General features: G+C 31.2%; 21 protein-coding genes and 2 pseudogenes. 9 read left to right on the forward strand and 14 right to left on the reverse strand.

Features of this window, described 5'->3' with window-relative positions:
• Positions 1 to 95 precede the first annotated feature (95 nt).
• Entirely contained in the window at positions 96 to 338 is a 243-nt protein-coding gene (locus tag RCH18_RS08810; RefSeq protein WP_072986756.1) for a hypothetical protein, read from the reverse strand.
• Between the two features lie 16 nt (positions 339 to 354).
• The gene (locus RCH18_RS08815) at positions 355 to 1,791 is read right to left on the reverse strand and encodes an NADP-dependent isocitrate dehydrogenase (RefSeq protein WP_326936386.1); all 1,437 of its coding nucleotides are present in this window, start codon (positions 1,789 to 1,791) and stop codon (positions 355 to 357) included.
• Positions 1,792 to 1,885: 94 nt separating this feature from the next.
• Here RCH18_RS08815 and RCH18_RS08820 point away from each other — a divergent pair, with 94 nt between their 5' ends.
• Positions 1,886 to 2,809 (forward strand): LysR family transcriptional regulator, encoded by a 924-nt coding sequence (locus RCH18_RS08820; protein ID WP_326936387.1) that lies wholly within the window; start codon positions 1,886 to 1,888, stop codon positions 2,807 to 2,809.
• Here the strand turns inward: RCH18_RS08820 and RCH18_RS08825 are convergent.
• A complete protein-coding gene (locus tag RCH18_RS08825; protein WP_326936388.1) occupies positions 2,806 to 4,002 on the reverse strand; it encodes an LETM1-related biofilm-associated protein in 1,197 nt (398 codons plus the stop codon). The genes RCH18_RS08820 and RCH18_RS08825 overlap by 4 nt on opposite strands.
• A 211-nt stretch (positions 4,003 to 4,213) precedes the next feature.
• On the reverse strand, positions 4,214 to 4,828 hold the full coding sequence (locus RCH18_RS08830) for a superoxide dismutase (RefSeq protein WP_326936407.1): 615 nt from the start codon (positions 4,826 to 4,828) through the stop codon (positions 4,214 to 4,216).
• Positions 4,829 to 5,168: 340 nt separating this feature from the next.
• Here RCH18_RS08830 and RCH18_RS08835 point away from each other — a divergent pair, with 340 nt between their 5' ends.
• From RCH18_RS08835 to RCH18_RS08845, 3 genes are all read left to right on the forward strand, one after another.
• Entirely contained in the window at positions 5,169 to 6,086 is a 918-nt protein-coding gene (locus RCH18_RS08835; protein WP_326936389.1) for a YihY/virulence factor BrkB family protein, read from the forward strand.
• Positions 6,087 to 6,187: 101 nt separating this feature from the next.
• Positions 6,188 to 6,619 (forward strand): META domain-containing protein, encoded by a 432-nt coding sequence (locus RCH18_RS08840; protein WP_326936390.1) that lies wholly within the window; start codon positions 6,188 to 6,190, stop codon positions 6,617 to 6,619.
• 74 nt (positions 6,620 to 6,693) lie between these two features.
• Positions 6,694 to 7,206 carry a DUF4251 domain-containing protein gene (locus RCH18_RS08845; RefSeq protein ID WP_326936391.1) on the forward strand — a complete coding sequence of 171 codons (513 nt, stop codon included), beginning with the start codon at positions 6,694 to 6,696 and terminating at the stop codon, positions 7,204 to 7,206.
• A 78-nt stretch (positions 7,207 to 7,284) separates the two neighbouring features.
• Here the strand turns inward: RCH18_RS08845 and RCH18_RS08850 are convergent, their stop codons facing one another.
• From RCH18_RS08850 to RCH18_RS08875, 6 genes are all read right to left on the reverse strand, one after another.
• Entirely contained in the window at positions 7,285 to 9,075 is a 1,791-nt protein-coding gene (locus RCH18_RS08850; protein ID WP_326936392.1) for an acyl-CoA dehydrogenase family protein, read from the reverse strand.
• A 35-nt stretch (positions 9,076 to 9,110) separates the two neighbouring features.
• Positions 9,111 to 9,476 (reverse strand): four helix bundle protein, encoded by a 366-nt coding sequence (locus tag RCH18_RS08855; RefSeq protein ID WP_326936393.1) that lies wholly within the window; start codon positions 9,474 to 9,476, stop codon positions 9,111 to 9,113.
• Positions 9,477 to 9,736: 260 nt separating this feature from the next.
• On the reverse strand, positions 9,737 to 10,918 hold the full coding sequence (locus RCH18_RS08860; RefSeq protein WP_326936394.1) for an acetyl-CoA C-acyltransferase: 1,182 nt from the start codon (positions 10,916 to 10,918) through the stop codon (positions 9,737 to 9,739).
• Between the two features lie 84 nt (positions 10,919 to 11,002).
• Positions 11,003 to 13,393, reverse strand: a complete 2,391-nt coding sequence (locus RCH18_RS08865) for a 3-hydroxyacyl-CoA dehydrogenase/enoyl-CoA hydratase family protein (protein ID WP_326936395.1) — start codon at positions 13,391 to 13,393, stop codon at positions 11,003 to 11,005.
• Between the two features lie 47 nt (positions 13,394 to 13,440).
• The gene (locus tag RCH18_RS08870) at positions 13,441 to 13,935 is read right to left on the reverse strand and encodes a MarR family winged helix-turn-helix transcriptional regulator (protein WP_326936396.1); all 495 of its coding nucleotides are present in this window, start codon (positions 13,933 to 13,935) and stop codon (positions 13,441 to 13,443) included.
• Between the two features lie 183 nt (positions 13,936 to 14,118).
• Positions 14,119 to 15,894, reverse strand: a complete 1,776-nt coding sequence (locus RCH18_RS08875) for an AMP-dependent synthetase/ligase (protein ID WP_326936397.1) — start codon at positions 15,892 to 15,894, stop codon at positions 14,119 to 14,121.
• A 937-nt stretch (positions 15,895 to 16,831) separates the two neighbouring features.
• Here RCH18_RS08875 and RCH18_RS08880 point away from each other — a divergent pair.
• The 5 genes from RCH18_RS08880 to RCH18_RS08900 are packed head-to-tail and all read left to right on the forward strand — an operon-like array spanning position 16,832 to position 23,407.
• Complete coding sequence (locus tag RCH18_RS08880) at positions 16,832 to 18,058, forward strand: hybrid sensor histidine kinase/response regulator (RefSeq protein WP_326936398.1); 1,227 nt, start codon at positions 16,832 to 16,834, stop codon at positions 18,056 to 18,058.
• Positions 18,059 to 18,068: 10 nt separating this feature from the next.
• Positions 18,069 to 21,638, forward strand: a complete 3,570-nt coding sequence (locus RCH18_RS08885; RefSeq protein WP_326936399.1) for a response regulator — start codon at positions 18,069 to 18,071, stop codon at positions 21,636 to 21,638.
• A 20-nt stretch (positions 21,639 to 21,658) separates the two neighbouring features.
• Complete coding sequence (locus tag RCH18_RS08890; RefSeq protein WP_326936400.1) at positions 21,659 to 22,024, forward strand: response regulator; 366 nt, start codon at positions 21,659 to 21,661, stop codon at positions 22,022 to 22,024.
• A gap of 7 nt (positions 22,025 to 22,031) precedes the next feature.
• Complete coding sequence (locus tag RCH18_RS08895) at positions 22,032 to 22,841, forward strand: CheR family methyltransferase (RefSeq protein WP_326936401.1); 810 nt, start codon at positions 22,032 to 22,034, stop codon at positions 22,839 to 22,841.
• On the forward strand, positions 22,823 to 23,407 hold the full coding sequence (locus RCH18_RS08900) for a chemotaxis protein CheB (protein ID WP_326936402.1): 585 nt from the start codon (positions 22,823 to 22,825) through the stop codon (positions 23,405 to 23,407). Before RCH18_RS08895 ends, RCH18_RS08900 begins: the two co-directional genes overlap by 19 nt.
• Positions 23,408 to 23,422: 15 nt before the next feature.
• On the opposite strand, the pseudogene RCH18_RS08905 reads toward RCH18_RS08900, so the two are convergent.
• The 4 genes and pseudogenes from RCH18_RS08905 to RCH18_RS08920 all read right to left on the reverse strand — a co-directional run bounded on the left by RCH18_RS08905 (position 23,423) and on the right by RCH18_RS08920 (position 25,421).
• Positions 23,423 to 23,678 (reverse strand): annotated as a pseudogene (locus RCH18_RS08905) (Txe/YoeB family addiction module toxin).
• A 22-nt stretch (positions 23,679 to 23,700) separates the two neighbouring features.
• Positions 23,701 to 23,913: pseudogene (locus RCH18_RS08910) on the reverse strand (type II toxin-antitoxin system Phd/YefM family antitoxin); the annotation flags it as partial.
• Positions 23,914 to 24,343: 430 nt separating this feature from the next.
• Positions 24,344 to 24,931, reverse strand: a complete 588-nt coding sequence (locus RCH18_RS08915) for a PepSY domain-containing protein (protein ID WP_326936403.1) — start codon at positions 24,929 to 24,931, stop codon at positions 24,344 to 24,346.
• A gap of 331 nt (positions 24,932 to 25,262) precedes the next feature.
• Entirely contained in the window at positions 25,263 to 25,421 is a 159-nt protein-coding gene (locus RCH18_RS08920; protein WP_326936404.1) for a hypothetical protein, read from the reverse strand.
• Positions 25,422 to 25,689: the final 268 nt, after the last annotated feature.

The raw sequence follows: 25,689 nt of genomic DNA on the forward strand, positions 1-25,689 counted from the left end.
TCCAGATTTATTTCAATTTGCCACGAAGTCTTTTTGACTTTGTGGCAAAAGAAATAAAAAAGATTCACTACAATTTAAAATATAAAGATTAATCTTTATTGGATGTGAATGGAGGATTCCAGCGTCACGTTATTAGTTTTAGTATTCAAAAACACTCTTATTTCATAAAGCGATTTTTGAAGTTTTTTTATTTTATTCTCGCGACTTTTGATATCTTCTTCTTGATGGGAGTTGCATATTTTACTCTCATGAAATTTTATTTTGATATCAATCATTTTTACAATTAATTCTAAAGCTTCATTAGAATTAAATTCGCCTTCAAGAAGTTGTATGTCCATGTTTTGAGATTTTAAATTATTGTCCTTGTCCTAAAGAAAATCCTAATTTTCCATCAAATTCGTATAAGTTTTCTGTTTTAATAACATCTACATTAGCATCAACCGCATTTGATAACAGTGCTATAATTTGATTTTTAGTAATTGTTTTGCCATCATTGGGTTTAAATCGACAACGCCAGTGATCCGTACAAAAAGTCTCTTCAAAACCTTCTGGCCATACTTTGATACCTCTATTGGTAATCATTGTCAAATCAGTGTTCTGCAAAGTCACTGCTTTTAATTTTTCAGCTATTTCATTTGGATCGGTTCCATTCCAGTGCACAAATAAGTCTACACCTACTAATTCTTTTTTAGCAGCAGGTTTTTTAACATATTTCGGAAGATTTAAAACTGCATCTTTTGCAAATGAAACCTCTTTTAAAATGGCAGGCTTATTTCCTAAATTTTTTATCACTGCTTCAGCAAATTCTTTAGTCCCTACTTTTTCTTTACTAACACCTTCTTTGTAAATGTCATAAGTATGAATTCCGTCCTCAATAGTTTTTAACCATGCGTTTTGAACTTTTTCTGCAACTTCAGTTTGTCCAATATGATTAAGCATCATTACTGCTCCTTCTAATAAACCAGATGGATTGGCTAAATTTTGTCCCGCACGTCTAGGTGCTGAACCATGAATTGCTTCAAACATAGCACATTCCTCACCAATATTAGCTGATCCGGCAAGTCCTACTGAACCTGCAATTTGTGCAGCAATATCAGATAAAACATCGCCGTAAAGATTTAGCGTAACAATCACATCAAAAATTTCTGGAGTGTCAGCCATTTTTGCAGCTCCTATATCAATAATCCAGTGTTCATTTTCAATTTCCGGATATTCTGCAGCTATTTCATCAAAAACTTGGTGAAACAATCCGTCTGTTTGCTTCATGATATTGTCTTTAGTAAAACAAGTCACTTTTTTTCTACCGTATACTTTAGCGTATTCAAATGCATAACGTACAATTTTTTCACATCCAGGACGACTGATCAATTTTAAACATTGGATCACTTCATCCGTTTGTTGATGCTCAATTCCAGCATATAAATCCTCTTCATTTTCACGTATAATGACAATATCCATTTTAGGATGTTTGGTCTCTACAAAAGGATGCAAACTCACACAAGGTCGAACATTAGAATAAAGTCCTAAAAATTTTCTCGTTGTTACGTTTAAGCTTTTATAACCACCCCCTTGAGGAGTCGTGATAGGGGCTTTTAGAAATATTTTATTTCTACGAATAATATCCCATGATTCAGCTGCAATTCCTGAGCTGTTACCTGACAAATATACTTTTTCACCTACCTCAATTTCGTCAATCTCAATTTCTGCTCCTGCTGCTTTGATAATTTCTAAAGTGGCATTCATGATTTCTGGACCAATTCCGTCTCCTTTTGCTACTGTAATTCGTGTCATGTTATTTGTGTTTTATTATTTGATAGGACAAAAGTCTAATTTTTATTTCATATATTTTTATTTATATTTGTAATGAAATACATAAACAATTTTTATGAACTATACTTTGCACCAACTTCAAGTGTTCTTAATAGTGACTAAGACCCTTAGTATTACTCGTGCTGCCGAAGAGCTTTTTTTAACTCAGCCCGCTGTTTCCATACAGTTAAAAAACTTTCAAAATCAGTTCGAAATTCCGTTAACAGAAGTGATTAAAAAACGCTTGTATGTAACAGATTTCGGTAAAGAAATTGCTGTTGCCGCCGAAAATATTCTGAATGAAGTATATGCTATAAATTATAAAACATTAGCATTTAAGGGTAAATTATCGGGTAGATTGAAACTTTCAGTTGTATCAACAGGCAAGTATGTTATTCCATACTATTTGAGTAATTTTTTAAAAAAGTACGATGAAATAGAATTAGATATGGATGTAAATAATAAAAAAAATGTTGTAAATGCTTTAAAAAATAATGAGGTAGATTTTGCATTTGTTTCGGTATTGCCACAAGAATTAGATATTGAATCAGAGATTTTAATAGAAAACAGTTTGTATTTAGTAGGAGATCCTTCTGTTTATAATAAGATAGAAAACAACTTTCTTACGCTTTTATCTTTGTCCCCGCTAATTTCTAGAGAATTAGGATCAGCAACGCGTACGGCAATGGAAGAGTATATTTCGCAACAAAACATTCAACCAAAAACAAGAATAACGCTTACGTCTAATGAAGCAGTCAAGCAAGCAGTTATAGCGGGAATTGGTGTTTCTATAATGCCTATTATTGGTCTCAAGAATGAATTAGACAACGGTAGTTTATTTTTATTGCCAGCAATTGGTTTGCCAATTGTGACTTCATGGCGCTTAATTTGGTTAAAAGGAAAAAAAATGAGTCCTGTTGCCAGCGCTTTTTTAGAGTATATAAAAAATAACAAAATCGAAATAAAACAAAGTCACTTCGCTTGGATAAAAAATTATTAGTCGTCTTTATTTTCATTAAAAGCCGATGGAAGTAATTGAGGTATAAACTTGATCAATATAGGTAATAGTAAGCTACCGCCAGGAAGTAAAAATATTGCTAATGATGGCACTGTTTTACATATTTCTAATAACTGTTTTTTTACTTTTTTCTTTTCTTTTTCATTCAAATCTCTAATCGTAGAATAGGATAGAAGAACCATCAGCTCCTTACTTTGCATTAATTCCTTAACAAGTCTATTTTTATTTCTACTAATTATCGTAATCACATTTTGTGTTGTCTGATCATAAAAATGTTTTACGGGATTGGAATAGTTAAAATAAGGTATGTCTTTTTTATACTTGAATATAAAATCATTAATGTTTTTTATAGTTTCATTTACAAAATCATCTGAAATTGATAAGGTAGAAGCTAAAGAATGTAAAAAATACAACTCTTCATTTTCAACTTTTGCATCGCTCCATAAAGCCATTCCCGCCATGTCTAGTAGATAATTCTTTTCTAATTCATTAGTAAAATAATCTAATTGTATGGTTTCCAAATTTTGTACTGAAACTTTAGAAAATTTACTATATCGTATTGATGCTTCAAATAGTTTTATAAGTAAATTATCATATTGCGATTTTTCTGCTTTTACTTTTAGCGCAAGAGTGACAACGTTTACAATAGTTTCTTCAATTTTTTTTAAATATTTTTCTGGAATTTCTCCATGAACTAAGAATTGATGAAAAGCTAAAACATCTATAAACAATAAGGCATTTGTAACTAAATGAGAAAAGTTTTTTGAAATAATACTATTATTAGTTTGAACTCGCTCATCAATAATCTTTTCCAGAGTTAAAGAATAGGAGTTTTTTGGAAGTATTTTTTTAAATAAATTAAAACCTTGAGGATTCATCTTATCATAAAATAGAACGGCTTCTTTAATAAAATTAGCCTCGGATAAATCTTCATTATTTAAACAATAAACTCCATATAGCGTATTAAGCAAAGCCACTTTTGATATCTCATCTTCAAACCAGCCTTTAGTATCAATTATGTTTGCTGTGCCAAATGATATAATATGACCGTAAATAAAACCCGTACTTCTCGTTTTATGGTAAAATGCGGCAGAATCTGTGAAGACAGAATCTTTAGTAAATTTTTGTACTGAAAAAAATTTATCAATCCAACCAGATGCCGAAGGGTTAATCATTGTATTATTTTAATGCTGCAAAGCTATACTTTTTTAAGCTAAATTGTATGATATTTTTTAATCTACCAAATTGATAATAGTAAGGTATGATGACTAGATAATTCTTTTAAATTTATTTTAAAAACGTCAATTTTATATAAGTATTGAGTAGCTTATAAAAAAAAGCCCTAAAATCGCAAAAGCAAATCAGGGCTAATATAATAGTGCACTTTTATGAATTAAACAATTCCTCTGCTTTGTCCCAATTTATAACATTCCAAAAAGAAGCCACATAATCAGCTCTTCTATTTTGATTTTTAAGATAATAAGCGTGTTCCCAAACATCTAATGCAAGAATTGGTTTTCCTTTTAAACCTTTTCCTCGAAGTCGCATTAACGGATTATCTTGATTAGGAGTTGAACCAATAACTAATTTACCATCATGTTCAACTAACCAAGACCAACCTGATCCAAATCTTTTCATTGAAGCATCAGCAAATTGTTTTTTGAATTCTTCAAAGGATCCAAAAGAACTCATTATTGCATCCGCTAATTTTCCTTTTGGATTACCACCTCCATTTGGTTTCATTAATGTCCAAAACAGACTATGGTTGTAATGTCCACCAGCATTATTTCTAATAGCTTCTGGGAATTTGGACATTTTTTCAAAAATGTTTACCAATGATTTTGAATGACTGACTAAATTTGCGTCCAGTGTTTCAATTGCTTTGTTCAAATTTGTGACATAACCTTGATGATGTTTACTATGATGGATTTCCATCGTCATTTTATCGATATGAGGTTCCAATGCATCGTAAGCGTATCCTAATTTAGGTAAGGTGTAAATACCATCTTCTGTTACGGTATTAATTTCTAAAGTGTTTCTTGCATCTTTTAATAACGTCTCATTTGCAAAAGCAGTGCTAAATAAGCTACTGCCGATTAAAGTCCCTGTAGATAAGATTGCTGAGTGTTTTAAAAAATTCCGACGTGTATTTTGATTTTCCATATTATTTATGTTAGAGTAAAAAGTTTTTTTGAGCCATAAATTTAGGTAAAAATTTCAGTTCATTTTATATTTTTAATAGGTCTTTAACATAATTTTGTAAGTAATTATATAAAACTTAATTTTTTTTCAGTTCTTCTATTTTTGTAATTTTGAAGTATTAAGCACAAATATTCAAACCATGCAAATTAAAAAATTAGCAAGCACTAGTTGGAAATTACTAAAGCAAACTTATACTGAATTTGATAAAGATAATGCAATTAAATTAAGTGCTTCTTTATCTTATTATACTATATTTTCTTTACCGCCATTACTAATTATAATTTTGTCAATCTTCAGTTTTTTCTTTGGTCAAGATGCTGTTACTGGTCGGTTTTTTTCCCAAATTAACGGGATGGTAGGCGATAAAGCTGCAGTTCAGATTCAGGAGACTATTAAAAATATCGAGTTGTCGGATAGCAATACTATTGCAGCCATTTTTGGTGGTATAATGTTATTAATAGGTGCTTCGGGTGTATTTGCTGAGATACAGAGTTCGATAAATAGCATTTGGGGTCTTAAAGCAAAGCCTAATAAAGGAATTATAAAATTTGTGAAAAACAGATTAATGTCCTTTTCAATGATTGCATCTGTTGGTTTTTTATTATTGGTCAGTTTGATGGTCAATACTGTAATGGATGTAATAAACGAAAGGCTAATGGTTTATTTTCCTGATATTACTGTTTACATTTTTTACGTACTTAACATTGTTATTTTATTTTTAACGACAACTATGTTATTTGCTACAATTTTCAAAACGCTTCCGGATGGCGAAATTGGATGGAAAGATGCCTTAATAGGGTCTAGTTTTACTTCCTTTTTCTTTATGTTCGGGAAATTTGCTATTGGTTTTTATTTAGGTAGTTCTACTGTGGCATCTGTTTATGGGGCTGCTGGATCCGTTATTATTATAATGATTTGGGTGTATTACTCAGCAATTATATTATATTTTGGAGCTGAATTTACTAAAGTTTATACGTCTGAAAAAGGTAATAAAATCATACCAAATTCGTATGCAGTGGAAATTAAAACTGAAGTAAAAGAGGTTAAAGCAATTTAGGCGTATTGAAACAATGCTTGAAGTTTTATATTATAATGAGATTTATTATTTATCTCAAGGCTTAAATTTTTAGAGTATCACAATATTTAAAATTAATTAAAATGAAAAAGATCAACTTATTTATAATGTTCAGTATTATCCTAACTTATTGTTCATGTACAACAATGAAAATTTCTGATAAGCAGTCTAAAGATATCGAAGGTTCTTGGGAATTAAATCACATAACAAATTCTGAAATTGCTTTTAACGATTTATTTCGTGATGAAAAACCAACGATAATTTTTGATTTAAAGAAAAATATGTTATCGGGAGGAACTAGTTGTAATCGCTATTCTGGAGAATTAGATAGAAAGGAAAATAAAATCAATTTTAAAAAGGATATTGCATTAACTAAAAGATACTGCCCTGGTGATGGCGAAAAAACTTATTTGTCAGCTCTTCAGAAAACCAATTCGTATTTAATATCGCCTGATGGTAAAACTTTAAATTTTCTGTTAGATGGCGCAGTGTTAATGAGTTTTTTAAAAAAATAAGTAAAGTCTGCTATAATTCCAAATTTTTTACTTGACTAATTCAATAACTAATAAAAAATTCAAAAATGAATCTCATGAGAACTTTTAAATTGCAACTTATTTTATTATTTATTACAGCAGGTTTTATTCAATGTACAACAAGCAATAAATTACAATCTAAAATAAATTTAGAAAAATCTAAAGAAATTGCCCTTCTAGTTGAGTCACAAGAATTTAAATTTGTAGCGCAAAAGGCTTTTCCGCAAGGATATAATGCAATTGATTTAACTACAAATTATAATTTTATAGAATTTTCACCAAACTTAATTAAAAGTGAAATGCCATTTTTTGGTAGAGGGTATAGCGGTATTGCTTATGGTGGCGATCAAGGATTAAGTTTTAAAGGAAAACCAATTACTTATATTATTAAAAAAGGGAATAAAAAAAACGAACTTAATGCGAATGTGCGTGGTGACCGGGATGTTTTCAAGATTTATCTATCAATTTTGTTAAACGGAAGCGCGACATTAACCATATATTCAAATAATAGAAGCTCAATCTCATATTTTGGTACGATTTCTAAAATTGAAAACAAAAAAGATTATTAACTAATTCAAAATAAAAAAAACCGTCTTATTTTTATAACTAGACGGTTTTTAAGATATAACACTTAATACTTCTTATCATTAAAAACAATAATCATTCTCAGCAACTATTTTTGTAGTTATCGTTTCTTTAAGTGCAACTATATTTGGCATATTAGTATATTTTGTAAATCGTCTTAATCCCATTAACATCATACGCTGTTCATCACCTTCGGCAAATGAGATAACACTTTCCTTGCCTTTTTGAGTCACAATATCTACAGCTTTGTATAAATAAAGTTTTGCCATTGCAACTTGCTCCTGCACTTTATCTTCACCTTCTTTTTTAGCTAATTTTTCTGTTCTTAGAATAGTGCTTTCTGCCATATAGATTTCAATTAGGATATCAGCAGCAGCCATAAGTAACTGTTGGTGCGAATCTAAATCTGGACCGTATTTTTGTACTGCTCCACCAGCAACCATTAAGAAAGCTTGCTTCAATTTGCCAACCATTTCCTTTTCCTCAGCAAACAATTCAGAATAATCAGGAGTTTCAAATGATGGTATTCCCATTAATTCTTCTTGCACTTTTGAAGCCGGTCCCAGCAAATCGATATGTCCTTTCATTGCTTTTTTAATTAACATACCAACTGATAGCATTCTGTTAATTTCATTTGTACCTTCATAAATACGTGCGATACGAGCATCTCTCCATGCGCTTTCCATCGGCGTGTCCTCAGAGAATCCCATTCCACCAAAGATTTGGATCCCTTCATCAGCGCAGTTTTGAATATCTTCAGAAACAGCTACTTTCAAAATAGAACATTCAATTGCATATTCTTCAACTCCTTTTAATTCAGCATCTTGATGAGTTGCGCCTTCTTGCTCACGAATAGCAATACGGTCTTCAATATCTTTTGCTGCGCGATAAGTCGCACTTTCACCAGCATAACAACTAGTTGCCATTTCAGCTAACTTGGCGCGAATAGCACCAAATTGTGCGATTGGTGTATTGAATTGTACTCTTTCGTTCGCGTATTTTACTGAACTAGAGATGACTCTTCTTTGTGCATCTAAACAAGCGGCAGCAAGTTTTATACGTCCCACATTCAAGGAGTTCATGGCAATTTTAAAACCATTCCCTCTTTCAGAAAGCATGTTTTCAACAGGGATTTTTGTCTCATTAAAAAACACTTGACGCGTAGAGGAGGCGCGAATACCTAATTTATGTTCCTCTTCACCCATTGAAATACCATTATCATCTGTGTTTTCAACGATAAATCCAGTAATATTTTTGTCATCACCTATACGTGCGAAAACGATAAATAGGGAGCAGAAACCTGCGTTTGAAATCCACATTTTCTGTCCAGTGATCGAGTAGCTTTTTCCATCGTCAGATAAAACGGCTTTTGTTTTTCCTGAATTAGCATCGGATCCTGCACCTGGCTCAGTTAAACAATACGCACCAAACCATTCGCCTGTAGCTAATTTAGGTACATATTTTTGTTTTTGCTCTTCTGTTCCATATAAAGTGATGGGCATTGTGCCAATTCCAGTATGCGCTCCAAAAGCAGTAGAAAAAGATCCTGTCGCTCCCGAAATATAATCACAAACTAAAACGGTATTTACAAATCCCATTCCCATTCCACCATAAGCTTCTGGAACAGCAACACTTAAAAAACCTAAGTCGCCCGCTTTTTTCATCGTTTCCTCCGTGTAAGCGTAATCTTTTTTCTCGAAACGATCTTTAAATGGCCATAATTCTTTATCTACAAACTCTTTGACAGAGTCGCGCATCATTAATTGCTCTTCATTGAAATCCTCGGGTGTGAAAACGTCTTCACACTTTGTTTCTTTTACCAGGAATTGTCCTCCTCTTGTTTTGTCGCTCATAATTTTGATTTTTAAGATGAATAAAGATGAAAGAATCAAGAAGAAAGATTAGTATCTAACTTGTTAATGAAACCTGATGTCATCTTTTGAAATTCAATTATTTTATTCTCTATTTTTTCTGTTTGTTCTGTTGATAGGTAATTGTTCTGATTGGCTATCAATACTTGTGTTTGTAACTCGAACGAAGATCCTAAACTAATATTTAAATAATGTTGAAAATGCTTGTTTTCTCTATTTGATCCTTCGGCAATATTCGAAGGCATAGAAACAGAACATCGATTCATTTGGCTACTTAAGCTATAGATTTCTGATTTTGGAAAAGTAGAAGTTAACCCATAAATATCATTGGCTATATCCATTGCTATAATCCAAATTTTCAAATTCTTAAAATTATGTTTCATTTTTTTATCTCTACTTCCTTGATTCTTGATTGTCTACTCTTTGCTCTTTGCTCTTTATTCTTTGCTCTTTACTCTTTACTCTTTACTCTTTACTCTTTACTCTTTACTCTTTACTCTTTACTCTTTACTCTTTGCTCTTTGCTCTTTGCTCTTTGCTCTTTGCTTTTTGCTCTTTGCTTTTTGCTCTTTGCTCTTTGCTCTTTGCTCTTTGCTCTTTGCTCTTTGCTCTTTGCTCTTTGCTCTTTGCTCTTTGCTCTAATTTACATCAACTCATATATCCCTGCGCTACCTTGTCCTGTTCCCACACACATGGATACAATTCCGTATTTACTTCCTCTACGTTTCATTTCGTCAAATAATTGTACAGATAATTTTGCGCCTGTACAACCTAAAGGATGTCCTAAAGCAATGGCACCACCATTTACATTTACAATTTCGGGATTTAGTTCTAGTTCACGAGACACTGCTATAGCTTGAGAAGCAAATGCTTCATTAAGTTCTATTAAATCGATGTCTTTTAAATTCATTCCAGCTTGTTTTAAAACCTTAGGAATTGCTTTTACAGGTCCCATTCCCATAATTCTTGGTTCTACTCCAGCTGAAGCAAAGTTTACTAATCGCGCAATTGGTTCTAAATTTAATTCTTTTACCATTTCTTCACTCATCACTAAAACGAAAGCTGCTCCATCGCTCATTTGTGAAGAGTTACCAGCGGTTACGCTTCCATCAGCTGCAAAAACAGGTTTTAAATTTGCTAATGCTTCTTTAGAAGTTCCCGCTCTTGGACCTTCATCTTTACTGACCACATAAGATTTAGTTTCCTTCTTACCATTTTCATTTATAAAAGTTTGCTCAATCGTAATTGGTATAATTTGTTTATCAAATTTTCCTTCCGCTTGTGCTTTCAATGCTTTCATGTGCGAGTGAAACGCAAACTCATCTTGATCTTCTCTAGATACGTTGAACTGTTTTGCAACTGCTTCTGCTGTTAGTCCCATTCCCCAGTAATAATCTTCGTTTCCTGCTTTTGCAACAGCATAATCAGGAGTTGGTTTGTAACCGCCCATTGGAATAAAACTCATGCTTTCAGCACCACCAGCAATGATGCAATGTGCCATTCCCGATTGGATTTTGGCTGTAGCCATCCCAATAGTTTCTAATCCAGAGGCACAATATCTATTAACAGTTACACCAGGAACATCCTCAACTTTTAATCCCATTAAGGAAATTAATCTTGCTACGTTTAGTCCTTGTTCTGCTTCTGGCATGGCGTTTCCTACCATAACGTCATCAATTCTGGTTTTATCAAAGTCCGGTAACTCATTCATCATATACTGAATAGTTTCTGCCGCCAATTCATCAGGTCTTTTAAATCTAAAAACTCCTTTTGGTGCTTTACCAACGGCGGTTCTGTATGCTTTTACTATATAGGCTGTTTTCATTTTTTTTTAGATAATAGATGAAAGAAGAAAGAGAAAAGATTTTATGGATAAAAATCTTGCTTCTTGCTTCTTTTTTCTTGGTTCTTAATTTCTCAACGGTTTTCCTTTTGTCAACATAAACTGAATTCTTTCCAAAGTTTTTCTTTCAGTACACAAACTCAAAAATGCTTCTCTTTCTAGATCTAATAAATATTGCTCCGTTACTAATGTTGGTTCAGATAAATCTCCACCAGCCATAACATAAGCAAGTTTGTTAGCTATTTTTTTATCGTGTTCAGAAATGTAATTTCCAGCTTCCATTTGGTCTGTTCCTACTAGGAACATTCCTAAAGCCTGTTTTCCAAGAACTTTCACATCACTTCTTCTAATGGGTTGAGTGTATCCTGCTTCTGCCATAATCAAAGCGTGTTTTTTAGCTTCAGCAATCTGGCGGTCTTTGTTTACAACAATAATATCTTTTCCATGTTGTAAAAGTCCAGTGTCAAAAGCTTCGTACCCAGAAGTTGAAACTTTAGCCATAGCTATGGTTAAAAAATATTCTTGTAATACATTTAGCTCAACATCATTTTTATGGAATAAATCAGAAGCTCTTAAAGCTAATTCTTTAGATCCACCACCACCAGGAATTACTCCAACACCAAACTCTACTAATCCCATGTAGGTTTCAGCCGCAGCAACCACTTTGTCAGCATGCAAACTCATTTCGCATCCTCCACCAAAAGTCATCCCGTGTGGCGCAACAACCACTGGAATTCCGGAATACCGTACGCGCATCATTGTGTCTTGGAACATTTTGATGGCCATGTTCAATTCATCGTATTCTTGCTCTACTGCCATCATGAATATCATTCCAATATTAGCACCCACAGAGAAATTCGCTGCTTGATTTCCAATAACTAATCCTTGATATTCTTTTTCAGATAAATCAATCGCTTTATTGATAGCTGCTAAAACATCGCCACCTATTGTATTCATTTTAGATTGAAATTCTAAATTCAAAATTCCATCTCCTAAGTCTTGTATGATTGCACCGCTATTACTCCACACTTTTTTGCTTTCGCGAATGTTGTTTAGGATAATAAATGAATCTTGTCCTGGCACTTTCGTCTGCGCTTTTGTTGGAATATTATAGAAATAAGTTGCCCCTTCTTTAATAGTATAAAAACTTTTGGTTCCAGAGGCTAACATCTCAGTTACCCAAGCAGCAGGTTCTAGACCTTCCAACTTCATGATCTCAATTCCTTTTTCAACACCAATCGCGTCCCAAATTTCAAATGGTCCGTTTTCCCAACCGAAACCAGCTTTCATCGCATCGTCGATTTTGTATAATTCATCAGAGATTTCAGGAATTCTGTTTGAAACATAAGCAAACATTCCAGAAAAACTTTTTCTGTAGAATTCTCCTGCTTTGTCTTTTCCTTTTACTAAAACTTTAAAACGATTGATTGGCTTATCAATAGTTTTTGTTAACTCTAAAGTTGCAAACGAAGCTTTTTTAGCGGAGCGATATTCTAGAGTATTCAAATCTAAAGTCAAGATTTCTTTTCCTTCTTTTTTGTAAAAACCTTGTCCCGTTTTACTTCCTAACCATTTATTCTCCATCATTTTATTTACAAAAGCAGGAAGTTTGAACAATTCGTGTTGTTCATCATTTGGACAGTTTTCATAAATACCATTAGCAACATGTACCAATGTATCTAAACCAACTACGTCAACGGTGCGGAACGTAGCTGATTTTGGACGACCAATAACTGGACCCGTTAATTTATCAACCTCTTCAATGGTTAATCCCATTTGTTGCACTAAATGAAACAAGCTTTGAATTCCGTAAATTCCAATTCTATTGCCAATAAAGGCTGGAGTGTCTTTAGCCACTACCGAAGTTTTTCCTAAGAATTTCTCTCCATATATAGTAAGGAAGTCCAATACTTCAGTTGAAGTCTGTGGACCAGGTATAATTTCAAATAATTTTAAATAACGTGCCGGATTAAAAAAGTGCGTTCCACAAAAATGTTTTTGAAAATCTTCACTTCGTCCTTCGCTCATAAAGTGAATAGGAATTCCCGAAGTATTAGAAGTTACTAAAGTTCCTTGCTTTCTATATTTTTCGATTTGCTCAAACACCGTTTTTTTGATGTCTAAACGCTCTACAACAACTTCAATAATCCAATCTACATCAGCGATTTTTACCATATCGTCAGTTGTATTTCCAGTAGTAATTCTAGAAGCAAACTGTTGACTGTAAATAGGAGAGGGCTTTGATTTTAGAGAATTGGATAAGTGTTCATTCACTAAACGATTTCTTACAATTTTACTTTCTAAAGTTAGCCCTTTTTTAACTTCAATCTCGATCAGTTCTCTTGGAACTATATCTAGAAGCAGCACCTCTACACCAATATTTGCAAAATGACAAGCAATTCCTGAACCCATAATTCCGGATCCAATTACTGCAACTTTCTTAATAGTTCGTTTCATATCTAATTCCTATTTATTTTTATTTGAATTCGCTAATTAAATATCATTTAATAGCTATTGATTTCATTTCCAGGTTTTCTTTGATCCAAAATCTTATCATTATGAGCTGGACTAAAGATGTTTTTATCTACTATTAATTCGTTGATAATCTCAGCTACTTCAATAAAATGTTGCAATTTTTCCTCAGAGATATTTTGCTTTATACTTTCGTTAAATCGCAGTACAGTATTTTTTGATAATTCTCTTTTTTCTTTTCCAAATTCAGTAAGATAAATTAAAACACCTCGCCCATCTACAGGATTTTTTTTACGAATAATTAAACCCTTTTCTTCCATAGATTTTAAAGTTCGAGTCAAACTTGTTGCCTCCATTCCCATTTTTGGACCTAATGAAGTTGAAGGAGTACCTTTCTCTTTATCAATACTTAAAAGTGCAAATCCAGTTGCCATTGTAGCACCATACTTTGATGCTTCCTCGTTATACATTCGGGAAACCGCTTGCCAAGTTGCACGTAAAATATAATCTATTGTTTTATCTTTCATAAGGAACTATAACGATTTCAAATATAATAAAAAATACTATGCACGCATAATAAATTGAATTATTTTTTTTAATAAATAATAAGTATAAAAAAACTCCTCTAAATTTGAGGAGTCTTGTTAAAAAGTAGAAGCAGTTAAGCTTTCGAAAAATTATTTATAAATTTTTGATTCAAATGTAAAAAGTTAACTATAAATTTTATCAAATAAATTTTTATACTTATCCATAATAGGTTTTCTCCTTAATTTAAGAGTTGGTGTCATCTCTCCGCCTTCAATTGACCAAATCTGAGCAGTTAATTCAAAGCGCTTAATTTGTTCCCAATGACCAAATTTTTCGTTGTACAAATTAATTTCTTCTTGAATTCTTTCATTTACTTTTTCATTGGTAATAATGTCTTCATTACTTTTTCCAATATCCAGTTTATGTATTTGAGCCCATTCTTTAATGAAGTCAAAATTGATTTGTACAAATGCAGCAGGCATTTTCTGTCCATCACCAATAACCATTATTTGATCAATAAAACGAGATTGTTTCATTGTATTTTCAATAATTTGTGGCGCAATATATTTTCCTCCTGAGGTTTTAAACATTTCTTTTTTACGATCAGTGATTTTTAAAAAACCGTCATTGTCAAATTCGCCTATGTCACCTGTATGGAAAAAACCATCAACGATAGCTTCATTAGTTAATTTTTCATCTTTATAATAACCCATCATTACATTCGGTCCTTTGCAAAGAATTTCACCATCACTAGCAATTTTTACTTCTACACTATCAATTACTTTACCCACAGTTCCTACTCTAAACCCTTTATTTCTCATATCATTTACTGATATTACAGGTGAAGTTTCAGTTAGACCATATCCTTCCATTACAGGGATTTCGGCTGCAGCAAATATTCTAGCTAATCGTGGTTGCAAAGCAGCGCTCCCTGATACCATCAAATCAAGATTACCACCCAAACCTTCTTTCCATTTACTAAAAATTAATTTACGAGCAATTTTGAGTTGTAATTCGTACCAAGAACCGTTAGCTCCATAAGGTCTATATTTTAATCCTAAATCAATTGCCCAAAAAAACAGATTTTTCTTAAGACCAGTTAGTTCTGTACCTTTTGCATAAATTTTATCATAAACTTTTTCTAATAATCTTGGAACTGCTGTCATAACCGTAGGTTTGACTTCTTTTAAATTATCACTAATTTTATCTATTGCCTCACCAAAATAAACAGATACACCATAATATTGGTATAAATACAAAATCATTCTTTCAAATATGTGACATATAGGTAGGAAGCTTAAAGCCCGACTTGCACCTGCTGCAAACGGAATTCTTGGAGCGCTATTAATGACATTTGAAACAATATTGTTGTGCGAAAGCATAACTCCCTTTGGTTTTCCTGTTGTGCCAGAAGTATAAATGATAGTGGCTAAATCATAAGTACTTACATTGTTTTTTCGGTCTTCAACTTCCTTTTGATTACTTGAATCTTCACCAAGAGTCAGCAATTCCTTCCAGTTTTTACAACCTTCAATTTCGTTGAATGAATAAACTTCTTTAAGGTGAGTAACTTTGTGTTTTATTAAATTTATTTTACGAAGCACTTCCGTATCAGAAACAAAACAATACATAGATTCAGAATGATTTAGAATATACTCGTAATCATCTTCAGAAATTGTAGGATAGATAGGCACGGTTTGAGCAGCGGTTTGCAATATTCCAATGTCCATAATATGCCATTCCGTCCTATTATTAGTAGAAATTATAGCAATTTTATCATTTTTATTGATTCCTAAACGTATTAATGCACGCGAAATAGTATTGGCTTTAGCTAAATATTCCTCAGTAGAAGTTTTTTCCCAAATACCGTTTTGCTTAGTTACCAGTGAATCAGGAATGTTGGAGTATTTCTCCTGCTGATAATATGGAAAATCAAAAAGTCTAGTAACTGCAATCATAATATAAATATTAAATTTTGTTGCAAATTAATTAAAAATTAAGAATAACGTTTACTTTTTTAAAATTAAATAAAATAGTAGCATTTCAAACAGTATACGATTTAATATACGTTCGTTTATAACTTAACTGAATATAAAAATAAATTTAGTTCACTTTAAAAAAATCCATCTGATTAAGCATTATAATTTTGATTAGTTATTTTTATAAACGCTTTTTAAATAATGAAAAGTACCTGTTTTATTAGTAATATGTCACTGCCCTATTATTTATTTATCACATCTAAAAGAATTTTTTAAATTGATAATTGATTTAAAAAAAAATATTGACCAATTGATTTAAGTTACTTGTTATGTTGATTTAAAGAATTACCACCACTAAAAAATAATTTTCATAATTTTAAAATTAAAAGACGAATAGGCTAATTTCAGACTATAATTATCCAAATACTACTTTTCTCAGTAATTTTAAAAACTATTAGCTATGTACTAGCCGTTATCTGACCGTGAATAGACTAATCAAATATTGCTAAATATTATTAAGTTGTAGTATAAAAATAAATTTAATTCAACGCTAACCTCTAATATATTAAAGAGACAAAAGATCAAAATAATTATTTTCCTAATTGCGATATGGGTAGTTATCTGATTACAAACAGGTTAATGATTTATTATTAAAATTTCCTTAGATAGACTTTTTGCTATATTTGGAAATCACTTTAAAATTTTAACTATTGAACACATTAATTATTACATAACAATGTTGTCCATACATGGGAATTATGTAAATATCAAGCAATGGAATAAAAATAGGTCTAAGTAATTTTTAATATATTTGAAATATTTGTGATTTTGTGAGCCTAATTTTTTTTAATTAATAATGAAATGGATGGATTTAAATTTGAACAATTTTTATTCTTCTAATTTACCTCTTCAATAAATGGTGTTAATAGTAGATGATATTAAGGCAAATATAATTGCTTTAAAAAAGACATTAGAATTGCATGATATCTCAGTAGATACTGCAGAATCTGGTGAGGAAGCGCTTAAAAAAATTCTCAAAATTAATTATAGTTTAATTATAATGGACGTTCAGATGCCAAAAATGGACGGTTTTGAGGTGGTTAATATTTTATCTGGTAATAATAAAGCTAAAGATATTCCAGTCATTTTTTTATCAGCTATTAATATTGAGAAGAAATATATTTTTAAAGGTTATCAGACTGGTGCAGTTGACTATATTACAAAACCTGTAGACACGGATTTACTGATTTTAAAAGTAAAAACTTTTATCAAAATTTATGATCAGCAAAACGAATTAAAATTTACAAAAGATTTGTTATCTAATGAAATAAAAATTCGAAAGGAAGCACAAGATAATTTAGAAATCAAGATTGCTGAAAGAACGAAAGAATTAGTGACTAAAAATGAAGAACTAGAATTTAAAAATCACGAATTACAGCAGTTTTCTTGGGTAGTTTCTCATGACTTAAATGAACCGATAAGAAAGATCCAAATTTTTACTGGGATCATCAAAGATTTATATTTAAAGGATAATCCAAAAGCTTTTGATTATGTGAATCGAATTACCAAATCAGCAGAGCGAATGCAGACATTAATTAAGGATTTGCTGGCTTATTCTCGATTGTCGTCTGAAGTTTTATTAGAAAAAACAGATTTAAATATTGTATTGCAAGATGTTCTTTCCGATTTTGATTATCAAATAGAAAGTAAAAATGCTATTATAAAGATCTCAGAGTTACCAATTATAGATAGTATTCCAAGTCAATTGCGACAGGTTTTTCAAAATTTGATAGGAAATGCTCTTAAGTTTTGTGGAAATGTCCCGATACCGCAAATTGAAATTAGCTCAGAATTGGTGGCCACTAAGGAATTTGATAGCGAGGCTTCGAGTAATGGAAACTTCTGTAGAATCATTATTTCTGATAATGGAATTGGTTTTGACGAAATTTATCTAGATCGTATTTTTGTTATTTTCCAAAGTTTAAATGATCGTAAAATTTATGAAGGCACTGGAATTGGCTTAGCAATTTCAAAAAAAATTATGGAAAAGCATAATGGCTTGATAACCGCTAAAAGTGAATTAGGCAAAGGAGCTAGTTTCATATTGATATTGCCATTACAACACAATCCTCAAAATAATTAGAACCCATTCTATGAAAAGTAATTTTAGAAGAAACTTATTAGTAAGTTCTACAATTTCCATATTAATATTAGTTTTAAGCTCAAGTGCTTCCTATATCAGTATAAAAAAATTATTAGATAGTGTGTTTTGGGTGAATCACACACAAGAAGTTATCTATAATTTAAATCAAGGAGCTGCTACTCTTACTGATGGACAAACTAATGTACGCGGTTATCTAATTACTGGAAATGAGCAATTTTTATCTTCATATAAAGCGGCCGAAATAGAGTCAAATGATTATTTTAATAAGTTAGAAGAGTTAACCACAGATACTCCTTCGCAACAAAGGATACTTCAAGAATTAAAAATTATCCGAATTAATTTTTTTAAATATTTAAATAAGCAAATAGCTAAAAAAAGACTTGGTCAACAAACGGTTAGCTTTGATTTAAATGAAGGGAAAATGTTGATGGATGAGCTTCGAACTTATTTCAAACTTATAGAAGATCATGAGCAGGTACTATTAAAAAAGCGAAATCAAACTTCAGAAAACTTTGGAACATACAGCTTGATACTGATTGTTATTGCTTTTATTATTTCATTTTTAATTTCTGTAATTTTTTTAAATAGAATTTTAAGAGATTTTATGGTTCGTGCCAAATTACAAAGTGAATTACAGCGCAAAGACTTGGAAACAGCTACTAGAATTGAAGTAATAAGTAGTATTGCAGGAAATATTGCAAAAGGCAATTATGATAGTAAAGTAGATGATAGTATAGCAGATGCCTTGGGTAGTGTGGGAGATTCTTTAAACAATATGAGCTCAGCACTCAAGAGCTCATTTATATTATTATCTGAAAAGGATTGGTTGCAATCAGGTATTGCAGGTTTAAATAATGTTATGTTAGGTGATAAATCAATGCAGCATCTATCAAAAGATATTATTGAGTATTTAAGTATATATACGAATAGTAGTGCTGCGGCATTTTATGTTTTGGATGGTGATATGCTGTGTATAAAAGCGGGTTATAGTTATATTCCAACTAAAAATAGAGAACGCATTGAGAAAGGGGATGGACTATTAGGTCAAGCTGTTGTTTCTGGAAAAATTTTAGAACTCAAAGCCGTACCTTCTGAATATATTCAGGTTAATTATGCGTTAGGAGAAGTAAAACCAACTCATATTGTGGCTGTTCCATTACTAGATAATTCCGCACAAGGAGCTATTGAATTAGTTAGTATTCATGGTTTTTCAGAACTTCATTTAGAATTTTTAAGGCTTGTCAGTAATAATATTGGTATTGCAATTAAATCTACTAATAATCGAGAAAGAGTATTTGAATTATTAGAAGAAACAGAAACACAGTCAGAGGAATTAAGAATTCAGCATAGTGAGCTGGAGTCAATAAATGCAGAGCTAGAAATACAAACTGAAAAATTACAAGCTTCAGAAGAGGAATTACGAGTACAACAAGAGGAATTAGAGCAAACAAATGAAGAGTTATCCGAACGCAGTATATTGTTAGAAGAAAAAAATACTGAAATTTTAAAAAAATCGGAGGCTTTAGAATTATCAACTAGATATAAATCAGAATTTCTGGCGAATATGTCACATGAGTTACGAACGCCATTAAATTCGATTTTGCTTTTAAGTAGATTGTTATCAGAGAATACTAATAAAAACATGAACAAAGAAGAAATTGAATTTGCTCAGGTAATTCAAAGTTCAGGCAATAGTTTATTAGCTCTTATTGATGAAATTTTGGATTTATCTAAAATTGAAGCAGGTAAGATGGAACTAGAATATTTAGATATTACTACTAAAGAAATAACAGAGGGTCTATCTGGTTTGTTTAATCACATTGCAAAAGAGAAAAATATTAGATTCGAAATTATTGATGACAAAGCGCCCATTGTTATTAAAACGGATAAAATGAGACTAGAGCAGATTTTAAAAAATTTGCTGTCCAATGCTCTTAAATTCACGAACCAAGGTACAGTTACTTTAGAAATAAAAACAAGTGATATTGATAATAAAATTATTTGCTTTATTGTAAAAGATACAGGAATTGGAATACCATTTGAGAAACAGCCACTTGTTTTTGAAGCTTTTCAACAAGCAGATGGTTCTACTAAACGAAAATATGGTGGTACAGGATTAGGACTTTCGATAAGTAGAGAGTTAGCAAAATTATTGCAGGGTGAAATACGATTAACAAGTGTAGAAGGTCGAGGAAGTACTTTTATGCTATGTCTCCCAAAAGTTTTATCTAAAAGCAATGATGAATCTATTACTGATTTACCAATCAAAGAAACTGCAAATACAGATTTCCCAACTGAAAACGAGTCGAATAAAAAGTATATTTCTACAATAATTCCCGATGAAATTGAGGATGATAGAGACAGTATTTTGCTAGGGGACAAAGTGATTTTGATTGTCGAAGATGATATGAATTTTGCAAAATCACTTTTAGCTTTCAGCCGTCAAAATGGCTATAAAACTATTGTAGCTGTCCGGGGAGATTATGCTTTAAAATTTGCAATATTATATAAGCCTGTTGGGATTTTATTAGATATTGAATTACCCGTTAAAAGCGGATGGGAAGTTTTAGAAGAAATAAAAAATCATCCGCAAACTAAGCACATACCAGTGCATATTATGTCATCGCATAAGTTTAAACAAGAAAGTTTGTTAAAAGGAGCAGTTGATTTCCTTGATAAACCAGTTGCCTTTGAGAAAATCCCTGATGTTTTTGTTCGCATTGAGCATATTATCAACAAAGAATTTCAAAAAGTGCTAATTATAGAAGACAATCCTAAACATGCGAAGGCACTTTCTTTCTTTTTAGAGAGCCATAATATCAATTCAGAAATCAAAAGCGACGTTTCAGATGGTTTAAAAGCCTTAAATAAAAAGGATATTGACTGCGTCATTCTTGATATGGGAATTCCAGACAAACAATCTTATGAAATTCTGGAAGGCGTAAAGAAAAGTCCTGGATTGGAAAATCTTCCTGTAATTGTATTTACAGGAAAAAGTTTATCACTCAAAGAAGAAGTAAAAATTAAAAAATATGCAGACTCAATTATTGTCAAAACAGCCCATTCTTATCAAAGAATGTTAGATGAGGTCTCTCTTTTTCTGCATTTAATGGAAGAAAGAAAAGGAATCGACGATAAGAGAGAAAATTATAAAAAGTTAAATCAACTAAATAATATTTTACTAAATAAAAAAGTACTTATTGTTGATGACGATGTTAGAAATATTTATTCGCTGACAAAAGCTTTAGAAGCATTTAAAATGAATGTAATCACCGCATTTGATGGCAATGAAGCCATAAAAATGTTAGATGAGCATCCTGAAACTGATATTGTATTATTAGATATGATGATGCCAAATATGAATGGATATGAAACAGCTGAAAAAATTAGAGATAATCGAAAGTTCATAGCATTACCTGTAATTGCAGTTACGGCTAAAGCAATGACAGGCGATAGAGAAAAGTGTATTAAAGCAGGCGCCTCTGATTATATTACTAAACCAGTGGATATTGATCAGCTGCTGTCTTTATTAAGAGTTTGGTTGTATGATAAAGTTTAATGTATAATTAATGTCTAATTATGAATAATAAAAGACTCTTAATTGTTGATGATGATCCTAGAAATATTTTTGCACTTGTACACACACTACGTGCAAAATCTTTTGATTGTCTCTCTTGCTTGAGTGCTGAAGAAGCTATAAAATTACTAAAGACTGATGAAATTGTTGATGCTGTTTTAATAGATATGATGATGCCAGATATGGATGGCTATGATGCTATTCCAATCATAAAAAATATTCCTTCTCGAGAAATTATGGCAATTATTGCGGTGACAGCTCAAGCAATGACAGGGGATAAGGAAAAATGCATTTTAGCTGGTGCTGATGACTATATTTCTAAACCTATTAATGTAGATAAATTGCTGCTAGCTTTGTTGAAAATTTAAGTGTACTATGATAGAAGATATTGAATTAGATACGTTTATTAATGATGTTTATGAATATTATGGATTTGATTTAGGAGGCTATTCTAAAGCTTCGTTGAAACGTAGGGTTAATAGAATAATGAATTTAGACGGTTTTTCTAATTTTTATGATTTTCTGTCAAAAATTAAATACGATAATGATTATTATAAAAGAGCAATTGACGAAATTACTGTCAATGTCACCGAGATGTTTAGAGATCCCTCTTTTTATAAGGTTGTTCGAACACACGTTTTACCATTATTAGCAACCAAACCTTTTATCCGAATTTGGCATGCAGGCTGTTCTAGCGGTGAAGAAGTGTATTCGATGGCCATTTTATTAAAAGAAGCAGGATTATTAAATAAGTCCATACTGTATGCAACAGACATCAATTCCAAGGTTTTAGAAACTGCAAAAAAAGGAATTTTTCCATTAAGAATGATGAAAGAATATTCTGGAAACTATCGAATTTCTGGTGGGCAAGAAGATTTTTCTAATTATTATATTGCAAATTATGGTAATGCAAAATTTAGTGATGAACTAAGTAAGCGAATGGTATTCTCTCAACACAATCTCGTTTCTGATACATCATTTAATGAGTTTGATATGATATTTTGTCGAAATGTATTGATCTATTTTGATAATGATTTACAAACTAGAGCGATTAATTTATTTGATCAAAGTCTTTCTACTCTCGGTTTTTTAGCATTGGGAACAAAAGAAACCATCAAATATTCTATTGCTCAAGAGTATTACACACAAGTTCATAAAGAAAAATTATGGAGAAAAACAAGGTAACTGCATATTGCAAAGTGCTTATCATTGGAGGTTCTGCAGGAAGCCTGAGTGCACTTATGGAAATATTACCCCATTTACCCGCAATTCACTCTTTTGCAATTGTTATTGTCTTGCATAGAAAAAATTCTGATAATGTTACTTTAGAAGAATTGTTAAAAGTAAAGTCCAAAACATCATTAAAAATAATAGAAGATAAAATGTCTATTGAAGCTGGATTTTTATATGTTGTTCCATCCAATTATCATTTGCTATTTGAGAAAAACGGTACAATAGCACTAGACAGTTCTGAAAAAGTAAATTATAGCAGGCCGAGTATAGATGTTTCTTTTGAAGCTGCTGCAGAAATTTATCGCAGTAATGTCATCGGCATTTTGCTTTCGGGCTCAAATACTGATGGAACTGCTGGGCTACAAGCGATCCAAAAAGCAGGTGGAACCACTGTTGTTCATAATCCAACTTCCGCCGATATGCCTTTTATGCCCAGTAACGCGATACAAAATATGACGCCTGATTATATTTTGACAACTGATGAGATATTGAAGTTTATTCTTTTGATAAATGGGTGATGGGTTATAATTAAATCAATCGTAATGATGCCTAAATTTTACAATATGAATTTCTTTATCAAGGATTTTGTAAATTAATCATGCTCATCGTCAATTCTTGGAGACCAATATCCAGCGTAATTGTGTTTTAATGGCTCAGGCTTTCCAATTCCTTCAAAAGGTGTTCGTGAAATATCTTTTAGGAAATCATTGATTTTTTTACTTTTTTCTTATCAATTTTCTGCCAGTACAAGTAATCTTCCCATGATTCAGCAACAAATACATATTTCATTTTAGTCTTCAATTAATTCTTTCTAAAAAGAATTCCCTTTTCTAAGTTTTTCAATTGCTGAATCTAAACGTTATTCATTTGCTCTAGTTGATAATTCATAATTTGTTGCCATCAATGAGTTGTATTCTTGAAGAGACATAACAACAATACCTGAATATTTACCACGATTGATTATTAAAGTTTCAAAGTTTTTTGATACTTTATCAAAATAAGATTTAATATCTTTTCTGAAATCTTAAATAGTTGTTCCTACCAAAATAAAAATTATTTGTAGAAATACAAGTACAATATTACAATTTTGCGTGGTTATCATCAAATTTCCCAACAAAACTTATTTTTAAAAATATTAGCAATAAAACGCTTTAAACTAATTTTTTATAAGTCTATCAGTATTCATACTAACATTATTAATTCTATTTTTTTAAGTCTAACAAGGTTATAGTTCCATCGATATTTCTACAATTAATATTTACAAAACGAAATTCAGTACTAAAATATTAAGCTAGAGCAACTTTTCAAATCCTACTATTTAAATTTGTATTTTAACTTCACTTATTTTAACAATTGAATTTTCCGCTCATACAACTGTAGTTTTACTATAGCGGATTTAATATTTATTTAAAGACAAAAGTCCAAGAACTTACAAATTATAGTTACTCTATTTATTAATTGCTACGATTTTGCTTTTGTTTTCGTAGTCTTTTAGGACCATACCAAAGCCAGAAACCTGTTCCTGTTAAAGCGAGTAACGCAAATCCCATTATTGTTGTGTATGACAATTTATATTGATCATTTTTAGTGTTGAACAATACATCTAAAATAGTTCCGTCGTGAATATTTTCTAAGATATCTGAATTTCTTCTATTTATCTGTAGCACTTTTCCCGTTGTACCATCTAATTGAACTTCCCAATAATCATCTATAAATAAAAACTTCACAATGCCTTTTGAAGGTCTGGCATCGATTCGCTCTATTTCAGTTGATAAAGTCTTGGAAACAGAGTCGTGCAGCGCGCTCACTGCTATTGTTTGAAGTGTATCAAAAGGAAGCCAATTTCTCAAATCAGTCGAAATACCTTTTGACGTTGGGGGAAGAATAATTCCAAATGAATTCTTTTTCCATCCTAGAAGTAAGCCTGTAATTGAAATAATTAAAAAAAATAAAAATAAAAAAATGGCGATTTGTCGATGGAGCTTTCTTAAAACGCGAAGTAAATTTGCAGACTTATAAAATGGCTGCTTTTTTTTAATCATGTTATTAATTACTTTATTTATCAACACATTTATAATTAATGGATTACGAATGTGTTATTTTTATATTATATAATTTTACTATCTGCTTTTTCACTAAATAAAATTAAAATCTATTATTTTAATTTTATAGAATTTCTATTTATTAAATTGCAAAAGTATAGGACAAATAGCTTTGCTTAAATAGTAGAATTTAGGTTTTATCAGTTTAGCATTTACTTTTTGCTTTTATTTTAATTGCAAGTATAGCAAATATAATATTGTAAACTAAAATAAAAAAAACTCATTGATTAAAATGAGTTTTTAATTAAAAGAGAATGTTATAAACGTAAGCTCAATAACTCTCGTCTCTATTTGGCTTGTAATTATTGACTAAATTCCACTTGTGCAGATTGTTTTTAATTGAGGAAACCACTTTTTTACCGATTGTTTTGTTATGTACAACATATTTTAGGTAATCTTCCAATGACTCATCCACGAATACGTATCTCATTTTAGTCTTCAATTAAATCTTTCGAAAAAGAATTCCCTTTTCTAAGTTTCTCAATTACCGAACCTACACGCTATTCATTTGCTATAGGTGATAGTACATTAATCGTTATCTATTCTAATAAAATTACCATTAATTTCAAACTCCAATTGAATCCCATTATTTAGCTTAATTTCGGTTCTTCGCTTAAATTAGTGGATTATTAAAAACTTAGCTAATTTTGGGGTATGGAATTAGATGGATTAGGAGTTTTGCTAGGAGTTAAATCTCC

The sequence above is a fragment of the Flavobacterium sp. PL11 genome (assembly GCF_035985025.1).
Classification (GTDB): domain Bacteria; phylum Bacteroidota; class Bacteroidia; order Flavobacteriales; family Flavobacteriaceae; genus Flavobacterium.

Bases quoted from the DNA above. Each gene is read 5' to 3' on its own strand.
- RCH18_RS08890 (WP_326936400.1), top strand. From the start codon at position 21,659: ATGAATAATAAAAGACTCTTAATTGTTGATGATGATCCTAGAAATATT.
- RCH18_RS08845 (WP_326936391.1), top strand. From the start codon at position 6,694: ATGAGAACTTTTAAATTGCAACTTATTTTATTATTTATTACAGCAGGT.
- RCH18_RS08865 (WP_326936395.1), bottom strand. From the start codon at position 13,393: ATGAAACGAACTATTAAGAAAGTTGCAGTAATTGGATCCGGAATTATG.
- RCH18_RS08900 (WP_326936402.1), top strand. From the start codon at position 22,823: ATGGAGAAAAACAAGGTAACTGCATATTGCAAAGTGCTTATCATTGGA.
- RCH18_RS08840 (WP_326936390.1), top strand. From the start codon at position 6,188: ATGAAAAAGATCAACTTATTTATAATGTTCAGTATTATCCTAACTTAT.
- RCH18_RS08915 (WP_326936403.1), bottom strand. From the start codon at position 24,931: ATGATTAAAAAAAAGCAGCCATTTTATAAGTCTGCAAATTTACTTCGC.
- RCH18_RS08825 (WP_326936388.1), bottom strand. From the start codon at position 4,002: ATGATTAACCCTTCGGCATCTGGTTGGATTGATAAATTTTTTTCAGTA.
- RCH18_RS08860 (WP_326936394.1), bottom strand. From the start codon at position 10,918: ATGAAAACAGCCTATATAGTAAAAGCATACAGAACCGCCGTTGGTAAA.
- RCH18_RS08875 (WP_326936397.1), bottom strand. From the start codon at position 15,894: ATGATTGCAGTTACTAGACTTTTTGATTTTCCATATTATCAGCAGGAG.
- RCH18_RS08895 (WP_326936401.1), top strand. From the start codon at position 22,032: ATGATAGAAGATATTGAATTAGATACGTTTATTAATGATGTTTATGAA.
- RCH18_RS08870 (WP_326936396.1), bottom strand. From the start codon at position 13,935: ATGAAAGATAAAACAATAGATTATATTTTACGTGCAACTTGGCAAGCG.
- RCH18_RS08820 (WP_326936387.1), top strand. From the start codon at position 1,886: ATGAACTATACTTTGCACCAACTTCAAGTGTTCTTAATAGTGACTAAG.
- RCH18_RS08920 (WP_326936404.1), bottom strand. From the start codon at position 25,421: ATGAGATACGTATTCGTGGATGAGTCATTGGAAGATTACCTAAAATAT.
- RCH18_RS08880 (WP_326936398.1), top strand. From the start codon at position 16,832: ATGGTGTTAATAGTAGATGATATTAAGGCAAATATAATTGCTTTAAAA.
- RCH18_RS08850 (WP_326936392.1), bottom strand. From the start codon at position 9,075: ATGAGCGACAAAACAAGAGGAGGACAATTCCTGGTAAAAGAAACAAAG.
- RCH18_RS08885 (WP_326936399.1), top strand. From the start codon at position 18,069: ATGAAAAGTAATTTTAGAAGAAACTTATTAGTAAGTTCTACAATTTCC.
- RCH18_RS08815 (WP_326936386.1), bottom strand. From the start codon at position 1,791: ATGACACGAATTACAGTAGCAAAAGGAGACGGAATTGGTCCAGAAATC.
- RCH18_RS08855 (WP_326936393.1), bottom strand. From the start codon at position 9,476: ATGAAACATAATTTTAAGAATTTGAAAATTTGGATTATAGCAATGGAT.
- RCH18_RS08810 (WP_072986756.1), bottom strand. From the start codon at position 338: ATGGACATACAACTTCTTGAAGGCGAATTTAATTCTAATGAAGCTTTA.
- RCH18_RS08835 (WP_326936389.1), top strand. From the start codon at position 5,169: ATGCAAATTAAAAAATTAGCAAGCACTAGTTGGAAATTACTAAAGCAA.